This is a genomic window from Thioalkalivibrio sp. HK1 (assembly GCA_000583135.1).
In the GTDB taxonomy this organism is placed as follows: Bacteria; Pseudomonadota; Gammaproteobacteria; order HK1; family HK1; genus HK1.
The window spans coordinates 1-12,552 of record JFBG01000097.1 but is presented as its reverse complement, the minus strand read 5'-3'; the positions used below and the strand labels follow the sequence as shown (position 1 = coordinate 12,552).

The following is a 12,552-nucleotide window of genomic DNA, read 5'->3' as shown; positions in this document are numbered from 1 at the left end:
GGCGCGTTCGATATCATCGTCGAGGCGAAGCAGGATATCGCCTCGCTCGACCCGAAGACCGGCGCGAAAGGCGATCTCCTCTATGCGGCCCGATGCCGCAGGCACGATCTCCACCGCCTGCGCCGCTCGTGTCGTGCCCACGGCCTCGACGACGCTCTCGATATCCGAAAAACGCACGCGTTGGATATCGACGGCGGGGGCGCTGCGGGTGCCTGCGCGCCATCCGCCGCTGCGGGTTTGTGCGCCCGCCGCTGACCCGCTATCGTTTTCGAGGAAGTGTTGCCATGCGAAATAGCCGCCGCCTGCGATCAGCGCCAGAGCGATCAGCGATATGAACTGCTTTGGAAGAGACATTGCCGGATAGTTTCCTGCGAAGTCGAAAAAGGTTCGTCGTCGATGCCTTCGCCGCGTGCTTGCAATGGTCGTTCGCCTCGCCGCTTTTCGCTTTCGATGAGCATGAGCGAAAAAAGCGCCTGCACCGCCTTGGGGTTCGGCGGTGCTTACTTACTTGGATTCGATCGAGTGGATTCGCTCGCCCGGGCTCGATCGATTCGGCCCGGTCGATTGCCCGTTTACCTCGAGGGAACGACCAAAAAAGCGGATTGCGTCTTGAACTTGCGCCATCGCCGATATCCGACCGGCATCCGAGGGCGATAAAAGATTTTTCGCAGCACCGGTCATCGGCTCATCGAGTCATCGGATATCGGGGGATCGGCAAACCCTCGCTTCAAATCCACGAAGGAGCGATCGAAGGGATTTTCAACTCCACAGATCCGTGCTCAGATAACGCTCGCCGGTATCGGCGAGGATTGCAAGCATGGTCTTGCCTTGCGATTCCTTTCTGCTCGCCACCTCGATCATCCCGGCGACGGCGGCGCCGCAGGAAATCCCGGCGAAGATCCCTTCCCCGGTGGCCAGTCGACGGGCGCAGTCGTAAGCCATCTCGGTGCTCACGGGGACGATTTCATCGTAGCTGTCGGTATCGAGGGTATCGGGGATGAAACCGGGAGCGGTGCCCATGATCTTGTGCTTGCAGGCGATGCCCTTGGACAGGATCGGGGAATCGGCAGGTTCCGTGGCCACGATACGAAGCCCGGGGATGCGTTCTCGCAAATGGGCCGAGAGTCCCGAGATCGTGCCCCCGGTGCCGGTGGTGCAAACGAGGACATCGAGTTCGGTGCCGAAATCCTCGAAGATCTCGTCGGCGGTGCGGCGATGGGCCTCGGGATTGGCGGGATTGAAGTGCTGTCCGACGAAGAAATAGCCCTTTTCCTTCTCGAGTCTGCGGGCTTCCTCGATGGCTCCGACGGTTCCCCGGTCGGCAGGGGTGAGGACGATCTCGGCCCCGTAGGCGGTGAGGATGCGTTTGCGTTCCTCGCTCATATCCTCGGCCATCACGAAAACCGCCCGATAGCCCTTGACCGCCGCGACCATCGCAAGGCCGATCCCGGTATTGCCGGAGGTCGGTTCGACGATCGTCGAGCCGGGATCGAGCAGCCCTCGCCGCTCGGCGTCCTCGATCATGTTCAAAGCCGGTCGATCCTTGACCGATCCCCCGGGGTTGAAACTCTCCACCTTGACCCATAGCCCGGCGGTGCTTGCGCCGTCGAAGCGGGAAAGTCGCACGATCGGGGTACGGCCGATGGTGGTGAGGATATTGTCGTGGCGCATGGCGGGCTCTTTGGAACGATGGGTCGAGGGGCGCAGCGCTTTCGATCGTCGCCGCGCTTTTTTGCGAATCCGATTTCGATGGCAGCGATCGATTCAGTCGAATAAAGGCAGATTGATCGTCTCGCCTTCGCGCAAGGAAAGATTGACCGCATCGGTCCATTCCATATAGCGAAGGGCGGTGGCGAAATCGGTGTGGGTGACGGGCTCGATGCCGCGCACGGCATTGACGAACTCCTCTTCGACCCTCCAGCCGCCTTCGTTTTCCGGCGCGATGTCGATCGGCGATAGACGATCATCGCCTCGTCGTCCGCCGGAGAGTACGAAGGGGCCGCCTGCGGTCTTCTCGGCGATTTCGAGGGTGCCATCGGTGCCGTGGAGGGTGATCGAGGATAGAGGAGGGTGGCCGATGACGGTGGAGACCGAGCAGCGCATCTGCCCTCCTCGGGCCATGCGGCACAGGATATCCAGATGGTCGGGGATCTCCATCGTCACCCGGCGGCCGTGGCTATCGGGGCGATGGCGGACCACGCATTGACCGAGGGCGACGACCGAGGTCGCCGGTCCGATCCAGCGCATGATAGCCTCGTACCAAATGCCCATGGTCATGATGTTGTTGCCCGAGAGATCCGGGCTATGACGCCAATGCCAAGGCGAGTCATGATCCGGAAAATCGCTGCCGAGGGTGATGCAGGCATCGACATAGATCAACTCTCCGAGATACCCCGAGGCGATGCGCTCGATGATCGTGCGATCGAGGTGCAAGGTATGGGGGGCGGGAACGATCTGGGCGACGAGCCCGGGGTTGCTCTTCGAGACCTCGAGCATCTCGTGCGCTTGGGAGGCGTTCATCGCCATTCGCGCCTCGCACAGGACATGCTTGCCCCTTTCCAAGGCGGCGATGGTCACCGGAGCGTGCATATAGGGCCAGGTGCCGATGCAAACGGCATCGATATCGTCATCCTCGATCAGATCGAGCCAATGATCCGCAACCTTGGGGATATCGAATTCCTTGGCCACTTCGCTTCCCGAGGCGAGGGAGCGATTGGCCACCGCCACCACCTCTACATTGGGTTGGCGTTTCAATCCCGGGATGTGGAGTTTTTTCGTATTCGCCCCGGCGCCGACGATGCCGATGCGAAGGGTGTCTTGTTCGAGATCGCTTTTTTGTGTCATGGTGGAAAGCCCTTCGGGGGTTCTTTGCCGATGATGGTTCGAAGGCGAGGGATCCGAGATCTCTCGAACGGGCGTCGAGGACGCATGGCGCTTTTTATGGGCCGCAAGATTGACGGGCCGCGATTGACGAAACGCCTGATTGACGAACCGCAAGGAATCGCCGCGACATCATCGATGGGAGGCGAGCGAGCCGGACGAGCCTTGCACGAGGCCCTAAGGCTTCGAAGACTTGCATCTCGAGCGACGAGGCGCCTTCTTCCGGTGATCGATCCCTCATCGATCCGCTCGGTTGCAATCGAGTGCCGGATAAGGGATTCGTAAAGTCTAAGGACAATTGTATATCGGGGAGTTCCGTATACCGGGGAGCCGGCGGGTTTTTCGCGATTCCCCCCAAGTTCGATCCTTGGGGTCTCGAATCTCTCGCCAAGCATCCATCTGTCACGAGGTCGCCCGCTCTTAGGAGGGGGGTTCTTCGTGCTTTGCCAGCTCGAGGCGGGCGATGGCCTCCTCGTGCACCTCGTCCGGTCCGTCGGCGAGGCGCAAGGTGCGTTGGTTGGCCCACATCGCCGCCAGGACGGTATCGCCCGACACTCCCATCGCCCCGTGCGCTTGCACCGCGCGGTCGATCACCCGCAGGGCCATTTCCGGAGCGATGACCTTGATCATCGCGATCTCGCCCCGCGCGGCCTTGTTGCCGTCGCGATCCATGCGGTGGGCGGCGTTCAAGACCATCAGCCGGGTTCGATCGATTTCGATGCGCGAGCGCGCGATATCGCGCCGGATCGATCCCATCTCCGCCAATCGTTTCCCGAAGGCGCGGCGCCCCAAGACCCGTCGGCACATCAGGGAAAGGGCTCGCTCCGCCGCGCCGATCGAGCGCATGCAGTGATGGATCCTTCCCGGTCCGAGCCGGCCTTGGGCGATCTCGAAGCCGCGTCCCTCCCCGAGCAATAAGTTGTCGGCGGGCACCCGCACATTCTCGAAAAGTATCTGGGCATGACCGTGAGGAGCATGGTCGTAGCCGTAGACGTCGAGGGTGCGCTCGATCGTGATCCCCGGGGTATCGCGCGGGACCACGATCATCGATTGTTGGCGGTGGCGGGGCGCATCCGGATCGGTCTTGCCCATGACAATGAACACCTTGCAGCGCGGATCCCCGGCCCCGGAGGACCACCATTTGCGGCCGTTCAATCGATAGTGGTCGCCGTCCCTTTCGATGCGGGCGCGGATATTGGTGGCGTCGGAGGAGGCCACATCCGGCTCGGTCATGCAAAAAGCGGAGCGGATCTCGCCCTCGAGCAGGGGCGATAGCCACTGTTTTCGAATCCCTTCGCTCGCATAGCGCACCAGCGTTTCCATATTGCCGGTATCGGGAGGGGAGCAGTTGAAGGGCTCGGCTCCGATCTCGGAGCGTCCCATCAGCTCGCACAGGGGGGCGTATTCGAGATTGGTGAGATTCGCCCCGTATTCGCTCTCGGGGAGGAAGAGATTCCATAGCCCTTGGGCTTTGGCTTTGGCTTTGAGTTCCTCGACGATGGGGATCGGTTGCCAGCGATCCCCCTTCGACAGCTGCCGAAGGGCCAAGGCCTCGTTGGGAAAGACATGCTCGTCCATGAATCGCTCGACGCGCTCGTGGAGGGCTTGCGCTTTCTTCGTGGTATCGAAGATCGTCATGACGATGGCTGCCTGTCCCGTCGCCCTTTTCGAGCGATACGGGTGTTCGGATCTCGAGGATCGAGGGTCATTTTCCTTGTCCCTTCGTGTTCTTGGAAACGATGGTATCGGCCGGGCGTCATCGGGTCTTCGTCAGGCGCCGCTTGATGGATCCTTCGCTCGCACCAAGGCATGGCGCTTGCGCCCGGCGGAGAGCTTGATCGCCTGCTCCTCGTTCAGATGGCTTGCATCCAAGCGCATCGTCTCCTCGGCCACGGGGATATCGTTGACCCTCGCCCCGCCGCCTATGATCAGACGTCTAGCCTCGCTCTTGGTCCGCGTCAGTCCCGCCTCGCACATCAGATCGGCGATGGGGATCCCCGCTTGCAACCGAGCCCTCGGCACTTCGACGGTGGGTAGAGCCTCGCCCATCGCCGCTTGGTTCTCGCCGCCGGCGGCGAAGGTGCGTCGGGCGGTCTCGGCGGCTTCGATCGCCGCCTTGCGACCATGGCAAAGGGTGGTGGTCTCGGTGGCGAGGATCGCTTTGGCCTCGTTGATCTCGGCGCCGGCGAGGGATTCCAAGCGGGCGATCTCACCCAAGGGCAGCTCCGTGAACAGCCGCAAGAAGCGGCCGACATCGGCATCGTCGCAGTTGCGCCAGTATTGCCAGTACTCGTAAGGCGAGCAGCGGTCGGGGTTCAGCCAGATCGCTCCGGCGGCGGTTTTGCCCATCTTGGCTCCGCCGGCGGTGGTCAGCAAGGGCGAGGTGAGGCCGAAGAGCTCGGTCTTCGCCGCCTTGCGGCCGAGCTCGACCCCGCAAACGATATTCCCCCACTGATCCGATCCGCCGATCTGCAAGCGGCATGCGTGGCGGCGCGCAAGTTCGACGAAATCGTAGGCTTGGAGCACCATATAGTTGAATTCGAGGAAGGAAAGGGGCTGCTCTCGATCCAAACGCCGACGCACGGATTCGAAGCCGAGCATCCGATTGACGGAAAAATGCATGCCGTATTCGCGCAGAAAATCGATATATCCGAGCGCGTTCAACCAATCGGCGTTATCGAGGCCAAGCGCCGCATACTTGAGCGGTCCGCCCGGGGGCGCATCGCCTTCGACCGGATCGTCGAATTCGAGAAAGCGGGCGAAGACTCGGTGGATTCCCTTGATATTGGATGCGATCCGCTCGGCGCTCAGCAGCTGCCGGCTCTCGTCCTTGCCCGATGGATCGCCGATGCGGGTGGTGCCTCCGCCCATCAGCACGATCGGTCGATGGCCGGTACGCTGCATCAACCGCAATAGCATGATCTGCACGAGGCTGCCGACATGGAGCGAATCGGCGGTGGCATCGAAGCCGATATAGCCCGCGATCGGGGCGTCATCGGCGGCTTTGGCGTCGAGTCCCTCGAGATCGGTGCATTGATGGAGGTAACCGCGCTCGATGGCGATGCGCAGGAAATCGGAGCGCGGGGAGAAATCCGGATTCACGCTCGGCTTGGAACCTGCCGTTTCCGGCGGCGATTCGAAAGGGGGGCTTTTGGTATCCATCGGATGAAGTGTATATCGGGGATCGGCCGAGGGCTTTTTCATCGCGCTCGATCGATGCGCACTCGATGGATGCGTCGGTCCAAGCGTCGGTCGAGGTGAGGCAAATCCTCGATGATTCATCGCCGATGGATGATTCACATCGACACCCCGAGCAGTCCGCGGGTGAGTTGGAATCCGGTCATGGAAAGACGGTTGGCGTTGGGGGTGAAAAGCCCCGAAGCGGTATCCGCGATGCGTCGGGTCAAGGCCTCGATCGCGGCCTCGATCGCCGCCGCTTCGTCGATGGCGTCATCGCTGCCGCCGGCAGGGGGTGCATCGATCTCGATGTCGAGATCGGCGCCGTAGCGTTGGCGCACCTCGATGTCGGATGCCGCTTGCAGCAACGGGATCATCGGATGGGCGAGGAGCGGGGCGTCGCCGATCCATGCCAGCATCGTCTCCGCGCCGGCGGCGCCGATTGCGGTTGTCATCTCCAAGGCGTTGTTCGTCGGCATTTCGATGACATGCAAGCCATCGGTTTCGGCTCTTTCCCCGAAAGCCAGGGTCGCGCGCCGGGTATCGGGATCGGCCAGCAATGCATCGCGCCACGCTCGCTTGCCGACGAGCCCTTCGGATGCCTTCGCTTTGCGCCCGATCTCGATCCCCTCGATATCGATTCCTGCGATCCTCGGGGGGACTTTGGCGAAAGCCCCGCGGTCGCAAACGAAAACGCTGCCGCCGGCGGCCACGATCTTGCCCGCAAGTCGGCAAAGCACCCGAGCGGCGAAGTCCGCAAGGTCGCCGGTGGTCAATATCCCCAAACGCAGATCCTTTGCGCGGGCGCTTTGGCGCATCGGTGGCGGGTTTCGGCGAAGGGCGTGGTCGAACCATCGCCCCACCTTTTCCTTCGCTCCTTCGAGTCCGCCATCGAGTTGGATACCGGCGAAACCGTAGCGATCGATATCCTCCCCGCGCTCGGCCAAGAATCGGCGTACCGCATCGTTATGGGTTTTTTCGCAGCCGTGCTCGAGCAGGACCGCGCTGTCGACGAAGCGATGCCGCAAATGCGAAAGCAGGGTACGAAGGTGGATATCCTGGGCGTTGGCGGAGCCGCAGCCCTCGCTGTGGGTCAATGAAACGAAGCGGCTGACACTCGATCTTGAATATCGACTCCCGAGGGCGTCGGCGATCAGCCGCGCGGGCTGCCCCGAGCATAGGCTGGTGGGCATCACCAAGGCGATGCGATCCGCGGTCGGCCCCGAAGGGCTCGCAAAGAGCTGCAGGTCGAGGCGAAGTGGGGGCATCGAAAGGGTGGCCAAGGGGCGGCCATCGGGCACCTTGGCCTCCCGGATGGCCTCGATCCTCGATTCCCCCGCTTGGGGCCATTCGCGCCAGATTTGAACTTGGGCATGCCCGGCTCGCTCTCCTTTATCGGCTTCGCCGGAGGCGATCTTGCAGGCGAGGGCGAAGGTCTCGTCGGCGAGCGATTCCATCGACTGGCCGTCGAGGTAGCGGCCGGCGTTGACATCCATCTCTTTTTCCAGCATCCGGAAACGGGCGCCGGTGGTGACGAATTTCAAGGTGGGGACGAAGGGGAAGTTGGTGATCGAGCCGTTGCCGGTGATGAAGAAGATGAGGTTGGCGCCGGAGGCGACCTGTCCGGCGATGCTCTCGAGATCGTTCCCCGGGCTATCCATGAAGTAAAAACCGGGAGCGTGCATCGGCGCTGCATAGTCGATCACATGGTCGAGACGGACATCCGGATCTCGCTTGCGGGCGGCGCCGATGGACTTGAGGGTGATGTTGTAGAGCCCTCGGAACTTGTTGCCGCCGGAGGGATTGCCCTCGGCGGTGGCGCCATGATGGCCGGCGTAGGTCTTGAAGGCTTCGATGCGCTCTAAAAAGCGCAAAGCGGTGGCGATATCGCGCACATTGGAGAGGATATAGGGCTCGGCACCGATCAGCTCGTCGGTTTCGGCGAGAACGGCGCTGCCGCCATGACGGATGATCTCCCTCGCCGTTCGTCCGGCCAAAGGGTTGCCGGAGATCCCGGAAAAAGCGTCCGAGCCCCCGCATTGGAGGGCGACTTTGAGGTGATCCAGAGGCAGGGGCTCGCGTTTCGCAGCGGCCGCTTCGGGGATCCAGCCCTTGACGATTCGCTCGGCCTCGTCGAGGGCGCTTTCGACTCCCAAACGGATGCGAAAGAAGCGATGCGGGAGGGTATCGAGATCGTCGCCTCGCTCGCATAAGAAGCGCTCGATATCCTCGCCGGTATAGGTGCCGGTGCCGTAGTCGCAGACGAGGGTGGCGGCGATATTGGGGTGGACGCAAAAACCGGCGAGGCAGCGAAGGACGGCGAGGTAGTTGTGGGGCCGCTCTTGATCGTTAGTATGAAGGCTGTCGGCGCGGTGTCCGCCCTCGGTATGGGTGATGGCGACGATCCGGTCGATGGAGCCGATTCCCTCGATCTGGGGTTTTAGTCGGCGGGCGAGGGCTTCGACGAAGCCCGCCTCTCGGACGGTGGCGGCGATGATCGCGATGCAGTTGCGGGTGCCCGCTTTGCGTCCGCCGGCTCGTCGATAGCCGAGAAAATGCCTCGGATTCGCCGCGCGTTCCACCTGTTGGCCGGGCTCGAAGGCTCGACGATCGAAATCATAGCGCTCGATGCGGTCTTCGAAGTTGGGGCTATCGGGCAGTCGATGATCGATGCCGCGCTCTTTCAATGCCTTCAAGATCCCTGCATTGCACACATATTCCCCGGGGGACAAGGCGCTGCGGGCGAGGCCGAAGGGAAGGCCCCAAGAGGTCAGCGGCATCCTCTCGGGGATCGGTCGGATCACGAAGCGATGACCCTCGAGAACGGTGTGGGCGAGGGTGATCGATGGTTGCGGGCCGCCCTTGATAAGGGTTCCGGCATCGATGCGGCGGGTGGCGATCGCGGCGTTGTCGCCGGGGGCGGGGGTGCGCGCGACTTCATCGAAGGCAAGGGTTTTCATCCGTATCGCTCTTTAAATCGTCGAAGGATTGTTCTCGGGTGCCCCTTGCGATTCCTCGAGGGGCGTGCTGCGATGATATATCCGCCGACCGTTCGTTTTTCGGACAATGATAAAATCATGCACAATCCCAGGCGTTAGCCGGATGCCCGAAGGCCTCGGATGAGCGGCGATCGAATCCGAATTTCGAATCCGAATTCGATGGCAAGGGCGTCGTCGACCCCTCGGCCAAGGCGATCTTTTAAAATAGTTCTTGCAAGGCGATTCCGATCCCCATCAGCAAGGACAATCCGATCAGAAGGCGGCGAAAGGTGGTATCGCCGATGCGCCGGAATACGAATATTCCCGCTTGTGCGGATACGAATCCGATCGGTATCGTGATCAGCAGGGCATGGATCGCCCGCTCGTTGTATGCCCCTTGGAAAAAGAGCAATCCGACGGTCATTGCGAGTACGACGACATTGAAGGGTTGCAAGACGGCGCGTACCTTCGCCTTCGGCCACGGGCGCAAGGAAAGCCACAAGGAGGGGATGGCCCCGGAGACGGAGGCCGCACCGCCGAATAGCCCGCCGATAAAACCGATGACGCCGTCGATAATCGGGGTGCGTGCGCGAAATCGGGGCAAGGTGGTGCGAAAACCGAAATAGACGCCATGCACGATCAAGAGGGTGGCGATGGCAAGGCGCAAGGTGCCGGCATCGATCGACGCCAAAAGGCCGACCCCCAAAGGAACCCCGATCAAAGCGGGAAGGAGAAATCGGGCGAGTCGAGGGAGGTTGGAGCGGATCGCCGCCCGCACCACCCATAGGCCCTGCAATCCGGCTAGCACGGACATCAAGGCGACGATGGCCACCGCTTGCAAGGGGGGCAGCGCCACGAGGTAGAAGCCCAAGGCGAAAAGCGCGGTGCCGGTGCCGGTCAATCCGTTGATGAAACTGCCGGAGATCGCGCCCAAGACCAGCCAGATGATCGTTTGATCGGTCATGATACGGGTCTTTTTTCGATATCCTTTGGACTCATCAAGCGGCTTGAATTCACCGGCGGCGCTCGCCGATCATCGCCGATCATCGACGCCAAGGGTTCGATGCAAGGGGCTTGATGGATAATCGGCACTTCTTTCTTCTTCGAAGGCCATCGCTTTCGAAATCGTCATTCGCAAAATTCGATGTGCGGAAGAATCGAGACTCGAAAACGGGTCACTACAAAAGGGATCACCACAAAGAGGAATCGATCCATGAAAAAATGGAAATTGTCGGGGGCGCTCGCACTGGCCGCGAGCGGGCTGTTGGGGATGGCGTCGGCAACGGCGTCGGAGTGCGAAGAGCTCGTCTTAGGTTCCGCGATCTCGTTGACCGGCAAGTATGCCACCAACGGGGTGCACGCCAAGAACGGCTACGAGTTCGCGATCAAGAAAATCGACGAGAACGGCGGGGTGATGATCGACGGTCAGTGCTATAACTTCCGCGTCATCTACTACGACGATGAATCCAAGGGCGACCGCGGTGCGACCCTCGCCGAGCGGCTGATCTCCCAAGATAAAGTGCAATACATGCTCGGGCCTTATAGCTCCGGTCTGACCAAGGCCATCGCGCCGGTGACCGAGCGCTACAAGATCCCGATGGTGGAGGCCGAGGGCGCTTCGCGCTCCTTGTTCAACAAGGGCTATAAATACCTCTTCGCGGTGCTGTCCACCTCCGAGCAATATCTCGCCTCGGCCGTGACGCTGGCGGGGGAGATGGCGGAAAAAAGCGGCAAATCGGCAAGCGACGTTCGCGTGGCCATCGCGGTCGAAAACGATCCCTTCTCGCTTGATATCCGTGCCGGGGTCATGGAGGATGCCCAGAAGTTGGGCATGGAGGTCGTCATCGACGAGAGGCTGCCGCGCGATCTCTCCGATATGTCCGCGATCTTGACCAAGGTCAAGCTGATCAAACCCGATCTGCTGGTCGTTTCGGGGCATTCCAAGGGAGCGGCGACCGCGGTGCGTCAGATCGACGAGCAAAATGTCAAGGTTCCGATGATTGCGGTCACGCATTGCGAAGCGGCCGATGTGACCGGAAACTTCGGGGATGCCGCCAACGATATTCTGTGTTCCACCCAATGGGCCGAGACCCTGTCTTACGAGGATCCGATCTTCGGCTCCGCCGCCAACTACGAAAAAGAGTTCAAAGCGGCCTATCCCGAATATACCGACAAGAAGGTGCCCTACCAGACCGCTCAGGCCTCGGCTGCGGTCTATGTCTTCAAAGACGCCTTCGAGCGGGCCGGGACGCTGGATAAAGATGCGGTTCGAGATGCGATCGCAAAAACCGATCTGATGACCTTCTACGGTGCCATCAAGTTTTCCGAGGCGGGCAACAATATCGCCAAGCCGATGGTTCTGCGTCAGATCCAGGACGGTGCTTACAACGTGGTCGCGCCATCGGCCTTCGCCTCCCACGCTCTCAACTGGCCCCGTCAATAAAGGACGAGCCTTGGTAGGTTAGGGATTGTTGTCAAGTGATAAGACGACGAAGCCGGGCGCCGCTCCCGGGCGCTCGGCCTCGTCGGCGATGATCGGCCGATGCACCGGGGATTCTCATGGACCAGATAATGAGCAATATCGGGCTCTTGTTCGAGTTCCCGGTGGTCAATTTGAAGATCGTCATCGACGGGGTGATGATCGGGGCGCTTTTCGCCCTTGCGGCCTACGGGCTGGCCCTCGTTTGGGGGGTGATGAATGTCAAGAACCTCGCGCAAGGCGATTTCGTGATTGCCGGGGGCTATGTCGCGTGGTGGATGTCGAAACAGGGCATCCATCCGCTGCTCGGGGTCCCCGCGGCCTTCATCATCATGTGGGGGCTTGGCTGGGTGACCTACAAACTCGTCATCTCGCGCGTGATCGAACGCGATCTATTCACCTCGCTGCTTGCGACCTTCGGGTTGGCGATCATGATGGCCCAGATCATGAATCTGATGTTCGGCTCCGATACCCAGAGCATCGATTTGGGTTATTCCACCTTCCACTTCGCCGACGGTCTGATCGATGTGCCGGTGGCGAAGCTGATCGGGGTGGTGATGGCGCTGACGCTGGCGGCGGGGGTGATCGTTTTCATGAAGCGCAGTCGCATGGGGCAGGCGATCCGCGCTACCGCCCAGGATGCTCGTGCGGCCCGCGTATTGGGGATCGATACCGAGAAGGTCTACGCTTTCACCTTCTCTCTCAATACCGCGATTTGCGGCGCGGCCGGAGCGATCATCGTGATGGCTTGGGTGATCCAGCCCTTTTACGGCATCACCTACTCGATTCGCGCCTTCGTGATCGTGACCGCCGCGGGTCTTGGCAACCTGCCGGGGGTGATCGCGGCGGGCTTGGGGATCGGGGCCGCGGAGCAATACGGCTCGCATATTTTCGGCATCGGCTACCAGCAGGCAATCGCGGTGCTGCTGCTGCTTCTCGTGCTCCTCGTGCGCTTGTTGATCCAACGCCGCAAGCGCCAAGTGCTGCAATGAGATCGCTTGCGGTCGAAGCGAAGATGAAAAGAGGATGAAAAGAGGA

The 12,552-nt window shown here is 61.4% G+C and carries 8 protein-coding genes and 1 pseudogene; 2 read left to right on the top strand and 7 right to left on the bottom strand.

Annotated elements, in window-relative coordinates:
• The 7 genes and pseudogenes from BF99_RS21580 to BF99_RS0119300 form a co-directional block, all read right to left on the bottom strand.
• Positions 1-354, bottom strand: a pseudogene (locus tag BF99_RS21580) (biotin/lipoyl-binding protein); the annotation flags it as partial.
• A gap of 405 nt (positions 355-759) precedes the next feature.
• Entirely contained in the window at positions 760-1,671 is a 912-nt protein-coding gene (gene cysK, locus BF99_RS0119335) for a cysteine synthase A (RefSeq protein ID WP_025772534.1), read from the bottom strand.
• A gap of 93 nt (positions 1,672-1,764) precedes the next feature.
• Positions 1,765-2,844: a Gfo/Idh/MocA family protein gene (locus tag BF99_RS0119330; RefSeq protein WP_038099122.1), complete on the bottom strand. Its 1,080-nt coding sequence runs from the start codon at positions 2,842-2,844 to the stop codon at positions 1,765-1,767.
• A 456-nt stretch (positions 2,845-3,300) separates the two neighbouring features.
• Entirely contained in the window at positions 3,301-4,518 is a 1,218-nt protein-coding gene (locus tag BF99_RS0119320) for an acyl-CoA dehydrogenase family protein (protein ID WP_038099114.1), read from the bottom strand.
• Between the two features lie 132 nt (positions 4,519-4,650).
• The gene (gene tyrS, locus BF99_RS0119315; protein ID WP_081759364.1) at positions 4,651-6,042 is read right to left on the bottom strand and encodes a tyrosine--tRNA ligase; all 1,392 of its coding nucleotides are present in this window, start codon (positions 6,040-6,042) and stop codon (positions 4,651-4,653) included.
• Positions 6,043-6,176: 134 nt separating this feature from the next.
• On the bottom strand, positions 6,177-9,017 hold the full coding sequence (locus BF99_RS0119310; RefSeq protein WP_025772526.1) for a UxaA family hydrolase: 2,841 nt from the start codon (positions 9,015-9,017) through the stop codon (positions 6,177-6,179).
• 238 nt (positions 9,018-9,255) lie between these two features.
• Positions 9,256-9,999 carry a sulfite exporter TauE/SafE family protein gene (locus BF99_RS0119300; RefSeq protein ID WP_025772524.1) on the bottom strand — a complete coding sequence of 248 codons (744 nt, stop codon included), beginning with the start codon at positions 9,997-9,999 and terminating at the stop codon, positions 9,256-9,258.
• A gap of 249 nt (positions 10,000-10,248) precedes the next feature.
• Here BF99_RS0119300 and BF99_RS0119280 point away from each other — a divergent pair, with 249 nt between their 5' ends.
• Positions 10,249-11,478: an amino acid ABC transporter substrate-binding protein gene (locus tag BF99_RS0119280; protein ID WP_025772523.1), complete on the top strand. Its 1,230-nt coding sequence runs from the start codon at positions 10,249-10,251 to the stop codon at positions 11,476-11,478.
• A 116-nt stretch (positions 11,479-11,594) separates the two neighbouring features.
• A complete protein-coding gene (locus BF99_RS0119275; protein WP_038099110.1) occupies positions 11,595-12,506 on the top strand; it encodes a branched-chain amino acid ABC transporter permease in 912 nt (303 codons plus the stop codon).
• Positions 12,507-12,552: the final 46 nt, after the last annotated feature.

Excerpts from the sequence above, each read along its gene's own strand:
- cysK (WP_025772534.1), bottom strand. The coding sequence starts at position 1,671 with ATGCGCCACGACAATATCCTCACCACCATCGGCCGTACCCCGATCGTG.
- BF99_RS0119330 (WP_038099122.1), bottom strand. The coding sequence starts at position 2,844 with ATGACACAAAAAAGCGATCTCGAACAAGACACCCTTCGCATCGGCATC.
- BF99_RS0119320 (WP_038099114.1), bottom strand. The coding sequence starts at position 4,518 with ATGACGATCTTCGATACCACGAAGAAAGCGCAAGCCCTCCACGAGCGC.
- tyrS (WP_081759364.1), bottom strand. The coding sequence starts at position 6,042 with ATGGATACCAAAAGCCCCCCTTTCGAATCGCCGCCGGAAACGGCAGGT.
- BF99_RS0119310 (WP_025772526.1), bottom strand. The coding sequence starts at position 9,017 with ATGAAAACCCTTGCCTTCGATGAAGTCGCGCGCACCCCCGCCCCCGGC.
- BF99_RS0119300 (WP_025772524.1), bottom strand. The coding sequence starts at position 9,999 with ATGACCGATCAAACGATCATCTGGCTGGTCTTGGGCGCGATCTCCGGC.
- BF99_RS0119280 (WP_025772523.1), top strand. The coding sequence starts at position 10,249 with ATGAAAAAATGGAAATTGTCGGGGGCGCTCGCACTGGCCGCGAGCGGG.
- BF99_RS0119275 (WP_038099110.1), top strand. The coding sequence starts at position 11,595 with ATGGACCAGATAATGAGCAATATCGGGCTCTTGTTCGAGTTCCCGGTG.